The following is a 14,068-nucleotide window of genomic DNA, read 5'->3' on the forward strand; positions in this document are numbered from 1 at the left end:
CTACTGCACCCGCACTCTCGGGTCGACAAGCGTGGTGGCGAAGTCCGCCAGGATGGCGCCCAAGGCGAAGATCACTGATCCGTAAGCGAGCGTGGCGGTGGCGGCATTGACGTCCTGCAGTAAGATGGCGTCAATGCTCCAGGACCCCACGCCGGGCCACGCGAAGATCTTCTCGGCGAAGAAACCGCCGGCGAAGATGGCCGGGATGGTGAAGGCGATGCTCTGGGCCACCGGAATGAAGGAAACCCGCAGCGCGTGCCGCGCGATCGCCTGGTTCCGGCTCAGGCCCTTGGCCCGGGCGGTGCGGACAAAATCGGCGTTGACGTTGTCCAGCAGGTACTGCCGCTGGGCGATCTGGTAGGCGCCCCAGCCCACGAGGGTGATGGCCACCGTGGGCACCACGTAGTGCGCCATCAGGTCGGCGAACTGGGGCCAGCCGGGTGCAACACCCGGGGTTGAGATGCCCGTGACGAAGAAGATCCGGTCACCGACGGATTCGTTGATGTTGATGGCACCCAGCTGCACCAGGAAGTAGGCGATGGGTGCGGGCACGATGTAGGCGAGGTAGCTGTAGGACGTGATGACCCGGTCCTGGAACTTGTACTGCCGCGCCGCCGAGTACACGCCCAGGGCGACGCCAATGACCAGGGTCAGGATGATCGAGGCCAGGAAAAGGCGGGTGGAGATCCAGACGCGGTCCCCGAACTCGGCGTTGATGTACGCGCCGTTGGGGCTCCGGCCCCAGTCCCACCGGGTGATGATGCCGGTGATCCAGTCAACGTAGCGCTCCCACGGGCTGAGGTCCGGGTCCAGGCCCTTGAGCCGCATGGAGTTGGCGACCTGTTCGGGGGTGGGCCGGGGGATGCGTTCCTGCTCGAGGAGTGCCGGCTTGAGTGAACTGACAGCCAGGAAGTAGCCGGCGGACGTGGTGAGGAAGATCATCACCACGTAGGTAATGCCGCGCTTGGCGAGGTATTTGAGCATGGGGCGCTATTTCTTCCGCGGCGCCGCCGTGCGGTGAATCGAAAAACACTCCGGTGTCCGCTGGTATGCCATGCCACCCACATCAACCATCACTGCTGGATCCTTCCGTCTTCCCCGGGCGAGCACGGGTTGTGCCGGCCTCCCCGGGACCTGCGGCCAGCGGATAGCTGGCCTCCCGCCGCCTCTAGGGCACGTCCTGGTGGACTATGTTGCGGGTCACATTCCAGAGGAAACTATCACAAGCAATCAGCCGGAAAGCGCAGTAATCCCCCGAAATACCGCGGGCCGTATCAGATCGTTATGAATAGTTCTGTGAAGTTGGCTTGACTGGACGAAAGGGCTTTCCTCCGCGTAATCTACGCCGACCCCGCCACCCGTGTGACAAGTTCGGACCACGATGCGGCCAGGCGCTCGCTCGTGACGCCGTGCTCCCGGATGAGGTGCAGGAGCCGCTCAGGGTCGAGGGTCGCCGTCAGGGAACCGGCCAGCAGCCCCGGCTCCCGGGACTCGACGCCACCGGCGCGCAGCAGCATTTCCACATGCTGGTTCCAGAGGGCCACCGCCGGAACTTCGAACCTGCCCCGGGAGGCGTTTCCAGCAGCCAGGACCAAGTCCCCGTACTCGACCACATAGGCGATCCTTTCGGTACCGAAAGCAATCAGCCGGTCCATGGGCGCGGCGCCCGGCCCCAGGGGCGGCGGCCCAAACAGGAATCGGGCCTGGAACGCGGCCTCGGAGTCGTTCAACAGCGTCAGCATGAGTCCCGCGCGGCTCCCAAAACGCCGGAAGACCGTCCCCTTGCCCACTCCGGCGTGTTCCGCCAGGCGGTCCATGGTGAGCGCCGCGGCGCCCCCCTGTTCGATCAGGTCGCGGGCAGCGAGCAGGAGGCGCTCCCGGTTGCGGGCAGCATCGCTGCGTTCCGCGGCCGTCACCGGCGTCATACCCGGCCGCACTGGGATGGAACTCACAAAGACAGTGTAGCCATGGGGAATATAAACGGACCGCGGTCCGTTTAGTCTGGTGAAGGCTCCCCTGAGCCTGCCCTCTGACCGATCGCGGCCCCCGCCGCGCCCCTAGCCAGGAGTTCCCATGAGCAAGAGCACCGTACTGACCCTCGTCGGCAGTCTTCGCGCCGAGTCAACCAACCAGAAGCTGGCGGAAGCGATCCAACTCAACGCACCGGAGCAGGTGGACGTTGTGATCCACGAGAGCCTGGGCAACATCCCCTTCTACAACGAGGACATCGACGTCGAAGGCGAGGTGCCGGCCGCGGCCGCCGCCCTGCGCGCCGCAGCCGAGGAGGCCGACAGTGTCCTGCTGGTCACGCCGGAATACAACGGCACCGTTCCCGCAACGCTGAAGAACGCCATCGACTGGCTGTCCCGCCCCTTCGGCGCCGGCGCGCTGGCAGGCAAGCCGACCGCCGTCGTCGGGACCGCTTTTGGCCAGTACGGCGGCGTGTGGGCCCAGGACGAAGCACGCAAGGCCGCCGGCATCGCCGGCGCCCGCGTCCTGGAGGACGTCAAGCTTGCCGTGCCGGGCTCCATGGTCCGCTTCGCCGAAGTCCACCCCAAGGACGACGCAGAGATCGTGGAACAGATCAAGGGCATCTTCGACTCCCTCGCCGCCTCCACCCCGGCGGCATAAGACGGCCCGGCATCCTTTTCAGTGCCCGGTACGCATCACGCGTGCCGGGCACCGGCGTCTCCCGGGGTTCCACATCCCGCGCGCGTAAATAAGGAATCAACAGCTGTTGCCTTTCAAGCAACAGCTGGTTGTATTCTGGCTCTGTGACCCACGAAACACTTGACGCGTCCGCCGGCACGCTGCCCGCGGAGGCCATCGATGCGATCGAGCGTGCCGCCACCTCGGCACACCGCCACGAGGAGCTCTTCTCCGAACGGGCTGCCAACATCCGCCAGTCAGCCGTCCGGGATGTCTTCGACATTTCGCTGCGCCCCGGCCTGATCTCGCTGGCCGGCGGCAGCCCCTACCTGCAGTCGCTCCCGCTGGAACGTCTGGCGGAAACGGCGGCCGCGATCATCGCCAACGACGGGTTGACCGCGCTTCAATACGGGGCGGGCCAGGGCACGGAGGAGCTCCGGGAACAGATCTGCGAGGTCATGGCCGCGGAGGGCATCCTGGACGCGAACCCCCGGAACGTGGTGATTACCGCAGGCTCGCAGTCGGCACAGGACGTGGCCACCAAGCTCTTCTGCAATCCCGGCGACGTCGTCCTGGTGGAGGACCCCACCTACGTCGGGGCGCTCAATACGTTCGAGGCCTACCAGGTCCAGGTGGAAACGGTGGAGATGGACCAGTACGGCTTGGTCCCGGAGCTGCTGGAAGCCCGGATCGCGGCCCTCCAGCTCGCCGGCAAAAGCATCAAGTTCCTGTACACAATTCCCAACTTCAACAACCCCTCCGGCATCACGCTGGCCAAGGAGCGCCGGCAGCAGGTGGTGGATATATGCCGCAGAGCGAATATCCTTGTGCTCGAGGACAACCCCTACGGACTCCTCCGCTTCGAGGGCGAACCGCTGGCACCCCTGCGCGCCGCCAATCCCGACGACGTCATCTATCTGGGCTCGTTCTCCAAGATCTTCGCCCCGGGCCTGCGGATCGGCTGGGCACTGGTCCCTGAACACCTGCAGCGGCGCTACTACCTGGCCGCCGAGTCCGTCACCCTCTGCCCGCCGGCCCTGAACCAGATGCTGGTCTCCGCGTACCTGCGCGAGTACGACTGGAAGGGCCAGATCGAAACCTACCGTGTCCTCTACGCCGAACGGTGCCGGGCCATGCTGGCCGCCCTCGAGGAATACATGCCGGCCGGAACCACCTGGACCAGCCCGCAGGGCGGGTTCTTCGTCTGGGTGACGCTGCCCCAGGGCGTGGACACCTACCCGCTGCTGCACAAGGCGATCGACGCCGGCGTGGTGTTCATCCCCGGAGCCGCCTTCACGCCGTCGGACGAGCCGTCCAACAAACTGCGGCTCGCCTTCAGCGCTGTCCCCCCGGACGCCATCGCGGAAGGCGTCCGCCGATTGGCGCCGGTGCTTCAGGAAGCGATTGCGGCGCTGTAGCGTAAGGCTCACGAGTGCCGAAAACCGAGCAAGGGAGCATGCATATGGGTGGAATCATCGTTGTAGGGGTCGACGGCAGCGCAACGGCAAAGAAAGCGGCCGAGTCGGCAAAGGACCTGGCCGCGGCGCTGGGCAGCTCGCTGCACGTGGTGTCCGCGTTCGACAGCGACAAGACTGAGGTGTTCGGCAGCGGCAGCGACCGCTGGATCGTGTCCGACGCCGATGCCGCCGAACAGGTTGCCCGCACGGTGGCGGAATCCCTGGGCCGGGATGTCACGGTGACGTACTCGGCCGCGCGCGGACGGCCGGCGGACGCCCTCATCAAGGAAGCCCTGCGCGTGGACGCACGCATGATTGTGGTGGGGAACCGGCGGATGCACGGAATCGGCCGGGTACTGGGCAGCGTGGCCAACAGCGTGGCGCACAACGCGCCCTGCGATGTCTACATCGCCAACACCTACGACGCCGACTGAAGCGTAACGGCGGACACTCCCCGTGGTGGCGGACATCGCTGCGGGGGGTGTCCGTTCTCACCGCCGAAACGGCGGCCCGGCACGGTCTGCAACGATAAAATTGGAGAGGCCCCCAAAGGCGTGGACACGTCCATTCACCTCCAGCAAAGGCCTCCCTTGATTACTCTGCAGCGCCGTCAGCTCGTCGGCCACGACATCCTCCTGGCCCGCCACGGGAACCACATCTCCTCAATGCGGGTGGACCGCAGCAACGGCAGGGTGGTGGCACTGCTCGACGACGGCAGCTTGGACAGCGCTCCCAACCTGATCGTCCCCGGACTGCAGCTGCCGCAGACCGTGCGCAGCGTCCTGCGCGAAGACTGGAAACTCCTCAGCGCCTGGGCAGGTGCAGCAGCCCTGTTGGGAGGCCTGATGACGGCCGCAACCGTCTTCCTCGGCACCAGCGCCGACCCGGCCGTCCTTGAAGCCTTCACGGCCTACGCCGCCTACTAGGCCCGCGCGCCGTACTTCCCCGTACCCCGGGACGGGCATTCAGCCCACCAGCCAGCCCCGCAGCAGCCACCAGATCCCGGCCATCACCACCCCGCCAAAGAGTGCACCGGCCACCACCTGGGACAGCGTATGCGCCCGAAGCACAACGCGCGACCAGCAGACCGCCGGAACCAGCACCAGCAACGGCGCCCAGGCGGCGCCGAGCATCAGCACCGATACGACGGCGGCGCAAGATATGGCAGCGGCATGGCCGCTCATTTTCCAGAACAGGCTGACCGCGGCCAACACCGCCACGCCGCCCACCACCGCCAGGACCATGGCAACCACGCTGTGCGGCGCACCTGCCGCTGCCAGGACCAGCAGTCCGACGGCGATGCACGCCAATGCCATCAGGAGCACGGGCGCGCGCTGCTTGCGGTCGCTTACATGGTGGTCCGTGACCTTGCCCAGCCGGACCAGGACCAGCAGCACCGCCAGCGGCAGCACGCAGACAAACAACGCCGCGAGTGCACCGTAGCCGATGGTTCCCGGAAATCCCGGCTCGGCCAATGGGCTGATCAACAGCTGGATGCTGACCACCACCGGCGGCTGGAGCACCTCCGTGATCCATGTGGCCGCGCGGTTCTTCGCCCGCAGCGGCACGGTGTTGACGGGCACGGCCTAGTCCAGGAGGAGCGCGGGCTCTTCCAGGATGGCCGCGACGTCGGCCATGAAGCGGGCGGACAAATCACCGTCCACCACGCGGTGGTCAAAGGATCCGCCCAGCGTGGTGATCCAGCGCGGAATCACCTCGCCATCAAGGACCCACGGCTTCTGCTTGATGGTGCCGAACGCGACGATGGCCACCTCACCCGGGTTGATGATGGGCGTTCCCGTGTCGATGCCCAGTGCCCCGATGTTGGTGACCGTGAGCGTGCCGCCCTGCATTTCCGCGGGCTGGGTTTTCCCTGCCCGGGCGGTGGTGGCCAGGTTGTTCAGCGCCAGGGCCAGTTCCTTCAGCGACAGGTCCTGGGCGTTCTTGATGTTCGGCACCATCAAACCGCGCGGGGTGGCGGCGGCAATGCCCAGGTTCATGAAGTGCTTGACCTGGATCTCGGCGCTGCCGTCGCCGTTGTCCACCCACGATGCGTTCACGCTGGGGTTGCGGGCGGCGGCCCAGATAACGGCCTTGGCCAGGATGAGGAGCGGGGATACCCTGATGCCCTCAAAATCGCGGGAGGCCTTGAGCCGCTTGACGAATTCCATGGTGCGGCTGGCGTCGACGTCCACGAAGATGCTGACGTGCGGGGCCGCGAAAGCGGACTCCACCATCGCCTTGGCCGTGGCCTTGCGGACACCCTTGACCGGGATACGCTCGATGCGCTGGTCCTGTGGCTTGCCGGCCTTGCCCCAGAAGCCGTCAGCCTTGTCCAGTTCCGCATCGCGCTGCGCCTGGTAGCTGACCAGGTCCTCGCGCGTGACCTCGCCGCGGGAACCGGTGGCCACCACATCCGCGAGGTCGATGCCGAGGTCGCGGGCGATCTTGCGGACCGGCGGCTTGGCCAGGACCCGGTTGACCAGGCCCGTGATGGTGCCGCCCAGGGTGGGGCGGTTGTCCACGGCGGCAGTTTCGCTGCCGGTCACCTCGGCTGGCGTCCGCGGCTGCACCGGCTCAACTTCGGGAGCGTTTACCGTCACCGAGGCGGCGGGTGCGTTCTTGCGGGGGCGCCGCTTGACGGCGTCGGCCTTGGGTCCGGAGCCCACCAAGGGAGCATTGGCCGGGGAGCTCCCGCTGCCGGCCGCCGTCGACTCTTCTGCCGCGTCCACCGGGAGCTTGCCGTACAGCGGCTGCGCCGGGGGCTCCGGCGCGCGGACATCGGCAGGAGTGGGGTCGCCGGAGACTTCGTCGCTGACGCTGATGATGGCCGTGCCGACGTCAACGGTCACGCCCTCCCCCACCAGCAGCTCGCTGACGGTCCCGGCAAAGGGGGACGGCAGTTCCACGATCGACTTTGCGGTTTCGATCTCGCAGATCACGTCGTTGATGGCGACGGCGTCGCCCGGCTTGACCTTCCAGGAAACGATTTCAGCCTCGGTAAGGCCCTCGCCGACGTCCGGCAGGTTGAACTTGTTAAGGGTCATGGTGTCCTCAGTAGGAGAGGGCGCGGTCCAGCGCCTCCAGGATGCGGTCGATGTCCGGAAGGTAGTCTTCCTCCACCTTGGCAACGGGGTACGGCATGTGGAAACCGCCGACGCGGATTACCGGCGCCTCCAGGGAGTGGAACGCCCGCTCGCTGATCCTGGCGGCGATCTCGCCGCCCACTCCGCCGAACGTGGGAGCCTCGTGCGCGACGATCAGCCGGCCGGTCTTCAGGACGGACGCGGTGACGGTGTCGAAGTCGATCGGGGAGATGGACCGGAGGTCGATGACCTCAAGGCTCCTGCCGTCCTCCTCCGCGGCATTCGCGGCCGCCAGGGCAACGGGCACCAGGGGGCCGTATGCGACCACGGTGGCGTCCGTTCCCTCGCGGAGGACGTGGGCCTTGAAGGGGTCCGCGGATGGGCCGGGGGCCTGGACGTCAACGTCGCCCTTGAGCCAGTAGCGCCGCTTGGGTTCGAAGATGATCACCGGATCCTTGCACTCCACGGCCTGCTGGATCATCCAGTAGGCGTCATGCGGGTTGGACGGGGTGATGATGCGCAGGCCGGCCGTGTGCGCGAACAGCGCCTCGGGAGACTCGGAGTGGTGTTCGATGGAGCCGATGCCGCCGCCGTAGGGGATCCGGATGACGACGGGCACGCTCAGGTTGCCGCTGCTGCGCGAATGGATCTTGGCCAGCTGGGTGGTGATCTGGTTGAAGCCGGGGAAGACGAAGCCGTCGAACTGGATCTCGCACACCGGGCTGTACCCGCGCAGGGCCAGGCCTATCGCGGTGCCGATGATCCCGGACTCGGCCAGCGGCGTGTCCACGACCCGGTCGGGGCCGAATTCGCCGATCAGCCCGTCCGTTACCCGGTAGACACCGCCGAGGGGGCCGATGTCCTCGCCCATCAGGAGCGATTTGGGGTTGGCCGCCAGCGTGGCGCGGAGGCCTTCGTTGATGGCCTTCGCGATGGTCATTGTGGTCATCAGTGGCCTGCCTTTGCTGCCTGCCCGGCGGACTCGTCCTCGCCGGCAAATCCTGCGCTGTATTCCTCGAACCACGCCAGTTCCTCGGCCACCAGCGGGTGGGCCTCGGCATAGACGTTGGCGAAAGCCTGCCGGATGTCCGGGTCCTGAAGGTCGTGGGCGGTGCGCCGGACGTAGGAGGCGAGCTCGTCGCCGTCGGCCTTGACCTTGGCGAAGAAGTCGTCAGCCGCCAGGCCCTCGGCGCGCAGGTACTTCTCCAGCCGCGCCAGCGGATCCTTCGCCCGCCACGCGTCCTCTTCGGCAGACTGGCGGTACTTGGTGGGATCGTCGGCGGTGGTATGCGCTCCCACCCGGTATGTGAAGGCCTCGATCAGGACCGGCCCCTTGCCCTGGCGGGCGTGCTCCAGCGCCCACTCGGTGACCGCGTGCACGGCGATCACGTCGTTGCCGTCCACCCGGATGCCCGGGAAGCCATACCCTTTGGCGCGGTTGGAAAGCGGGACCCGGGTCTGGACGTTGGTGGGCACGGAAATGGCCCAGTGGTTGTTCTGGCAGAAGAACACCACCGGGGCGTTGTAGGAGGAGGCGAACACCATTGATTCGTGGACGTCGCCTTCGGAGCTGGCGCCGTCGCCGAAGTAGGCGATCACGGCGGCGTCCGGCTCCTTGCCTGCGCCATCGGTTGCTGCGGCGAGCTTCTGGTCGCGCTGGATTCCCATCGCATAGCCAACGGCATGGAGGGTCTGTGCGGCCAGGACCAGCGTGTACAGGTGGAAGTTGGTGTCCTTGGGGTTCCAGCCGCCGTTGGAGACTCCGCGGAACTGGCGCAGGAGTTCGGCAAGGTCCACGTTGCGGGTCAGGGCGACGCCGTGCTCACGGTACGTGGGGAAGATGTAGTCCTGCGGCTGACTGGCACGGCCCGAGCCGATCTGCGCAGCTTCCTGGCCCGTGAGCGGCACCCACAATGCCAGCTGGCCCTGGCGCTGCAGGGCTGTGGCTTCAACGTCGAACCGGCGGATCGCGGCCATGTCGGCGTACAGGCCGCGCAGCGCTTCGGGGGTGAGCTTGTCCGCATACCTGCTGAACACCGGATCGGCGCCGAGCTTCCCATCGGGGCCGAGCAGCTGGACCATGGGGGCCGCGGGCTCGCCCAAGACAGCCTCAGCATCAGCTTCCCGCTGGTCGTCTACCGCTGTTCCGTCGAACTCGGTGGAAGGCAGATGAGTGCCCATACCGTCTCCTTGCTTGCCGCATCCGGATGCAATGCAAATGTCGCTGGGATATATGCCGCACATGGAATACATTCCGCTTGCGGCATATACATTGGCTTACTGATCCTAACTTTATCTTCGGTAGGTAGCGGAAGGGCTACTTGTTAAGTGCTAGGAACTGGCCGGTGCCTTTGTATAGTCGGCACACAACTGGAGGAAACGCGTGTTGGCTTCAGCCTCCCCGATACTTACCCTTACACCTTCGCCGGGAAACGCCCGCACGGAGAGGGCACGCGAGCCTGCCAGCTCCGCAAACGCAGCACTTTCGGCGCCGAGGGCCAGCCATACGAAGTTGCCCTGCGCATCGGGAATATCCCAGCCCAGATCCCGCAGGCCAGCGGTGACACGCTCCCTCTCGTCGACGAGCTTTTGTACCCTTTCCACAACCTGGCCATAGTTCTCGAGTGAAACAATGGCCGCACGCTCCGCAATTTGGGACACCGCAAAGGGCGTTGCTGCGATGCGAAGGTACTGGGTCAGCTGGGGACGGGACACGCTGTAGCCGACCCGGAGTCCTGCCAGGCCATGGGCCTTGGAGAACGTCCGGAGCACGACGACATTGGGGTATTTGCGGTAGAGGTCGATCCCGTCGACGGCGCCTGCCGCCCTGACGAACTCCTGGTAGGCCTCGTCGATCACCACCACCACATCGGCGGGAACGGACCGGATGAAGGCCTCAGTCTCGGCCGCCGTGAGGGCGGGCCCGGTGGGATTGTTGGGCGTGCAGAGGATGATGACCCTGGTGCGGGCTGTGACTGCAGCGGCCATGGCGTCCAGGTCATGCCGGCCGTCCGGCAGCACGGGGATGCGCACACTTTCCGCACCTGCAAGGCCGACGCTGATGGGGTAGGCCTCGAAAGACCGCCACGCATAGATCACCTCGTCGGCCTTGCCGTCCTCATTCTGACCGGCAAAGGCCGCAAGGATCTGGCCCAGGGCCCCCAGGCTTCCCGCGCCGGTCACGATGTCCTCGGCCGGTACGCCAAGGAATTTGGCAAGTGCTGCCCTCAGCTTGCTGCTCAGGGGATCCGGATACCGGTTGAAGTCATCCTGCCGGGCAATGGCCTCCAGCACCGCAGGAATCGGCGGCAGCGGGTTCTCGTTTGATGACAACTTATAGCTGGCCAGTCCGCTGACGGCGGCGGGCGGTTTTCCTGCGGCATAACGGGGCAGTCGGTCCAGCACCGGGCGCGGCGCTATTCCGCCTTCCCTGGTCTCAGATGAGGTCATGGTTCCAGCCTACTTCGCGGCTGCCGGGGGCACCCGGGAGGCAAACCCGGAAATCCACGCCCGCGCTGCAAGCCGGCGCCCCTGACCATGTGGAAGCATGGTGACATGGGTTCCTTCATCCTTCGCGTCATCGTCAACGCAGCAGCCCTCTGGGTGGCCAGTTGGATACTGCCGGGAATGGACATCTCAAGCACCGCGACGTCCGATGCGGTGGCACGGTCCGGGATATCGCAGGATACCGGCACCATCGGGATTGTCCTGGCCTATCTCTTCATCGGCCTCATCTTCGGGGTGGTCAACGCCTTCGTGCGGCCATTGGTAAGGCTCCTGGCCCTGCCCATCACCATCCTGACGCTTGGCCTGTTCGCCATCGTCATCAACGCCGCCATGCTCTACCTGACCGCATGGATCAGCAGTTACACCCCCGTACACCTCACCATTGATTCCTTCTTCTGGACCGCGGTGCTGGCCGCCATCATCATCTCCCTGGTCTCCATGGTGGCGGGCATCCTGCCGGGCCGCCGGCGCTGATTCCGGCCGTCCGGGACCTTCCCGCCCAAGTAGGAATACGCCCCGAACCAAGTACTCGGCAGGTGCGCGTCCTCTGAACCGCTCTGAAATTGCAGTACCGGCCACCCATGACCCGCGGGACCCGGCCTCCTAGGCTGCTGCCAGTTGGGCCGCCGTGCGGCCCGTTGCTGTCAGTTACTGGAACGGGGGCCATCAGTGAGGGCCATAAGAATCATGGTTGCCGCCTGCCTGCTGTTCGCCTGGCAGGCGGGCCCGGCACAAGGGGCAGTCACAGCAGGGGCCGCCCCTGCCGACGGAGCCGCGCTCGGCAACGACATCTCCTGGCCGCAATGCGGCGGCGACCTTCCCGGACCGCCGGCCTTTGCGATCGTGGGGGTCAACGGCGGGCGTCCGGACACGGTCAATCCCTGCCTGTCCGCCCAATTGGCCTGGGCGGAGCGCACCTCCGATGCCACCGCAGGAACTCCGGCGGCGGTGTACGTGAACACCGCCGCCACCGGGCCGGTGGAACCCTTGTGGTGGCCGGCGGGCAACACGTACCAGGGCAAGGACGTCGGGAACCCCTACGGAGTGTGCGACGGCTCGGCATCGCCGGCCTGCGCCTATGTCCACGGGTACGCCATGGCCCTCAATGACGTGGCGATCCTGAAGGAAGCGGGCGGCGGGGAGCGGCGTACGTGGTGGCTGGACGTTGAAACCGGAAACAGCTGGCTCTGGGACAAGGCCGCCAACGCCGCCGAACTGGAAGGCATGGCGGCGTACCTGCAAAGCGCGGGGGCAGAGGTGGGGATCTACTCCACGGCATATCAATTCGGCGAAATCGTCGGCGCCATCAATCCGGGAAGCAACCTCTCCGGGCTCAAGAGCTGGCTGGCGGGTGCGGAATCCACCTCCACGGCGCGGGAGCTGTGCGGGGAAGCACCCCTCACGCCAGGCGGCATGGTTGCCCTCACGCAGTTCACTGACGGGGACCTCGACTACAACTACCGGTGCCCCGGCGCGGCCCCCGCCCCCGCGGCTCCGCTGTCGGTCCCGCCGCCGGACCCGGCCCCGCTTGATGCCTACGCCGCGATGCATGCCGCCCAGATCGCGTGATTCAGCGGCCGCCGAGGTGTCGCTCTCTGGCGCGGGCATCAGGGGGAACCAGGGATGATGGCGCTTTTGCCCGGGTCAAGGAAAACCGCGTGGCAGTGGCAACCCCGCCTGCTCCCAAGACGCCGTCCAAAGCTGCGGTGGACCTGACGAGTGAGGGATCGCTGCTTGCCGAGACCAGCCGCGCACCTTCCTGGTAGCCGGCCAAGCCGTGGCCCAGCCCGAGGGCGCCCTCGCCCTGCACCTCACGGAGCGGGGTGTCGAGGGAGACGGTGACACGATTGCGGGTTTCGGGGTTCGCCGCACCGTCCGCGCCCGGAACCCAATCGGCCTGGTGCTCCAGGTGCAGGGCCGAAATCTTTTCGTCAACGCTGATCCCCGCCACCGGCGACCCTGCCGTCAGCACATACCTCACGTCGTATTCCTGCCCAACCCGCGGGTCGGAGGCAAAGTTCATGGCGTGGATGCCACCCTGGCTGTATCCCACCGCCACCACGGGTGCTCCTGGGTCGGCCCCGGCGGCGGCCAGTGCCTGGAGCACGGCAGCGTTGATCTGCTCGGAGTCATAGAGCATTCCCTCGGCGATGCCGGCCTCATCGAAAGGGTTTGAACCGCCGGCGTACTTTCCGGCGGACTGGGTACCCGGAATCACGACGACGAACGTCTTTTGACCGCCGTTATCGACCTGGATGACCTCGATAAAACCGGCCCCGCGGGCATCGATGAGGCGGATCTGTTCCAGGAGACCGGCCGGTGAGGTATCAAGGTCAACACGCACTGATTCCTCCTGCCGAACAGAGATGGCCCGTGGAACCGCGTTCCCGGCAAAGAGCTTCAGGACCAGGTCCCTGGCATGGGGAGCATTGTCGATGCCCTTTTGCATTTCCGGCGCCCCAAGTCCCAGGCCCACGATGATCGATTCCATCGCGGAACGGTCCACCGCGCGGGCTTGGGTCATGAGTTCGAGGGAAGGTCCGGCGTCGCTGGACCAGTTGATACCAATCCGCCGGCCCGCTGCGGCCCAGTGCTCGGCGTCAGCGTAGTCACGCACGCAGGCCCGAACATGGGCGGCAAGTTCCTGCATCCCGCTGCGCACAGTGCGAAGCCGGAAGTGGCCTTCCCGCACAGCCCCCACGTGCGGCGCATCTGACCACGGGGGCTGATGGTCGAGCATGCAGAGGTCGTCCAGGACACGCCCCATCTCCACCTCCGCGTCCAGGAGATCTCCGGCAAGGTCATCAATCCTGCGTGCGCCGCTTGTCAGTTCCTCGAGCTGAACGCTGATGCCGCCGACCCCGCCGCGCACCGTCAGGTCCCCGTCCCTCGAGGAGCGGGACAGCCTGATGCCCTCGGAGCCGGGCGGAAAGTCTGTAGTCATCCCGGCCACCCCGAACCGGTGGGGAGCAGGGGAACCTGCTCGCCCGCACGGCGGCCCACCGCTTGCCTGGCATCCTCCAGCCACCTGACTGCCGAACGCAACGCGGCAGCCTGCACTGAAAGCGCATCCCGGTAGGCGCGGCCCGCCGGCGACTCCCAGGTGAGCAGCTGGGTGTCGCGGATACCTGCCAAGACCTGTTCCACCCGGCCCTCACAGCCCGCGATCCGGCCTGTCAGTTGCTGGAGCTCGCCGCCGGTGCGCTGCGCACTGCCCCAAATCCCCTCCGTCACATCGTTCCCCATGCCCTCTCCTACCCTGCCTTCCGGGCTCATCACGCCCCGCCCCACCACCTGCCATCCCAACGCTAGGAACACCGGCCGCCGCGCATAAGGGCCGCCGTCGGCTATGTGGACAAGTAACGTGAG

15 protein-coding genes are annotated in these 14,068 nt (G+C 66.5%); 6 read left to right on the plus strand and 9 right to left on the minus strand.

What is annotated here, in order from left to right:
* Together AC4EEV_RS10535 and AC4EEV_RS10540 are read right to left on the minus strand one after the other, a co-directional pair.
* On the minus strand, positions 1 to 984 hold the full coding sequence (locus AC4EEV_RS10535) for an ABC transporter permease (protein WP_491328910.1): 984 nt from the start codon (positions 982 to 984) through the stop codon (positions 1 to 3).
* A 356-nt stretch (positions 985 to 1,340) separates the two neighbouring features.
* Positions 1,341 to 1,952 carry a TetR/AcrR family transcriptional regulator gene (locus AC4EEV_RS10540; protein ID WP_491328911.1) on the minus strand — a complete coding sequence of 204 codons (612 nt, stop codon included), beginning with the start codon at positions 1,950 to 1,952 and terminating at the stop codon, positions 1,341 to 1,343.
* 121 nt (positions 1,953 to 2,073) lie between these two features.
* On the opposite strand from AC4EEV_RS10540, the gene AC4EEV_RS10545 reads away from it, so the two are divergent.
* From AC4EEV_RS10545 to AC4EEV_RS10560, 4 genes are all read left to right on the plus strand, one after another.
* Complete coding sequence (locus tag AC4EEV_RS10545; protein WP_018763685.1) at positions 2,074 to 2,631, plus strand: NAD(P)H-dependent oxidoreductase; 558 nt, start codon at positions 2,074 to 2,076, stop codon at positions 2,629 to 2,631.
* Between the two features lie 143 nt (positions 2,632 to 2,774).
* Positions 2,775 to 4,067, plus strand: a complete 1,293-nt coding sequence (locus AC4EEV_RS10550) for an aminotransferase-like domain-containing protein (protein ID WP_491328912.1) — start codon at positions 2,775 to 2,777, stop codon at positions 4,065 to 4,067.
* Between the two features lie 44 nt (positions 4,068 to 4,111).
* Positions 4,112 to 4,540, plus strand: coding sequence for a universal stress protein (locus tag AC4EEV_RS10555; RefSeq protein WP_018763687.1), 429 nt, complete (start codon positions 4,112 to 4,114; stop codon positions 4,538 to 4,540).
* A gap of 156 nt (positions 4,541 to 4,696) precedes the next feature.
* On the plus strand, positions 4,697 to 5,032 hold the full coding sequence (locus AC4EEV_RS10560; protein ID WP_491328913.1) for a hypothetical protein: 336 nt from the start codon (positions 4,697 to 4,699) through the stop codon (positions 5,030 to 5,032).
* Positions 5,033 to 5,071: 39 nt separating this feature from the next.
* Here AC4EEV_RS10560 and AC4EEV_RS10565 read toward each other — a convergent pair whose 3' ends face one another.
* The 5 genes from AC4EEV_RS10565 to AC4EEV_RS10585 form a co-directional block, all read right to left on the minus strand.
* Positions 5,072 to 5,689 (minus strand): phosphatase PAP2 family protein, encoded by a 618-nt coding sequence (locus AC4EEV_RS10565; protein ID WP_491328914.1) that lies wholly within the window; start codon positions 5,687 to 5,689, stop codon positions 5,072 to 5,074.
* Between the two features lie 3 nt (positions 5,690 to 5,692).
* A complete protein-coding gene (locus AC4EEV_RS10570; RefSeq protein ID WP_491328915.1) occupies positions 5,693 to 7,153 on the minus strand; it encodes a dihydrolipoamide acetyltransferase family protein in 1,461 nt (486 codons plus the stop codon).
* Between the two features lie 7 nt (positions 7,154 to 7,160).
* Positions 7,161 to 8,141 (minus strand): alpha-ketoacid dehydrogenase subunit beta, encoded by a 981-nt coding sequence (locus AC4EEV_RS10575; RefSeq protein WP_018763691.1) that lies wholly within the window; start codon positions 8,139 to 8,141, stop codon positions 7,161 to 7,163.
* Positions 8,141 to 9,373 carry a pyruvate dehydrogenase (acetyl-transferring) E1 component subunit alpha gene (gene pdhA, locus AC4EEV_RS10580; protein WP_133832359.1) on the minus strand — a complete coding sequence of 411 codons (1,233 nt, stop codon included), beginning with the start codon at positions 9,371 to 9,373 and terminating at the stop codon, positions 8,141 to 8,143. The genes AC4EEV_RS10575 and pdhA overlap by 1 nt, the downstream gene beginning before the upstream one ends.
* A gap of 150 nt (positions 9,374 to 9,523) precedes the next feature.
* On the minus strand, positions 9,524 to 10,642 hold the full coding sequence (locus AC4EEV_RS10585) for a histidinol-phosphate transaminase (RefSeq protein ID WP_018763693.1): 1,119 nt from the start codon (positions 10,640 to 10,642) through the stop codon (positions 9,524 to 9,526).
* A gap of 105 nt (positions 10,643 to 10,747) precedes the next feature.
* Between AC4EEV_RS10585 and AC4EEV_RS10590 the strand changes: the two genes are divergently transcribed.
* Positions 10,748 to 11,173 (plus strand): phage holin family protein, encoded by a 426-nt coding sequence (locus tag AC4EEV_RS10590; RefSeq protein ID WP_018763694.1) that lies wholly within the window; start codon positions 10,748 to 10,750, stop codon positions 11,171 to 11,173.
* Positions 11,174 to 11,368: 195 nt separating this feature from the next.
* Entirely contained in the window at positions 11,369 to 12,268 is a 900-nt protein-coding gene (locus AC4EEV_RS10595; protein ID WP_491328916.1) for a hypothetical protein, read from the plus strand.
* A 1-nt stretch (position 12,269) separates the two neighbouring features.
* Here the strand turns inward: AC4EEV_RS10595 and AC4EEV_RS10600 are convergent, their stop codons facing one another.
* Together AC4EEV_RS10600 and AC4EEV_RS10605 are read right to left on the minus strand one after the other, a co-directional pair.
* Positions 12,270 to 13,643 (minus strand): hypothetical protein, encoded by a 1,374-nt coding sequence (locus tag AC4EEV_RS10600; protein ID WP_491328917.1) that lies wholly within the window; start codon positions 13,641 to 13,643, stop codon positions 12,270 to 12,272.
* Entirely contained in the window at positions 13,640 to 13,945 is a 306-nt protein-coding gene (locus AC4EEV_RS10605) for a hypothetical protein (RefSeq protein ID WP_109864191.1), read from the minus strand. Before AC4EEV_RS10605 ends, AC4EEV_RS10600 begins: the two co-directional genes overlap by 4 nt.
* Between the last annotated feature and the right edge of the window lie 123 nt (positions 13,946 to 14,068).

This window comes from Pseudarthrobacter sp. MOO14, assembly GCF_058267675.1.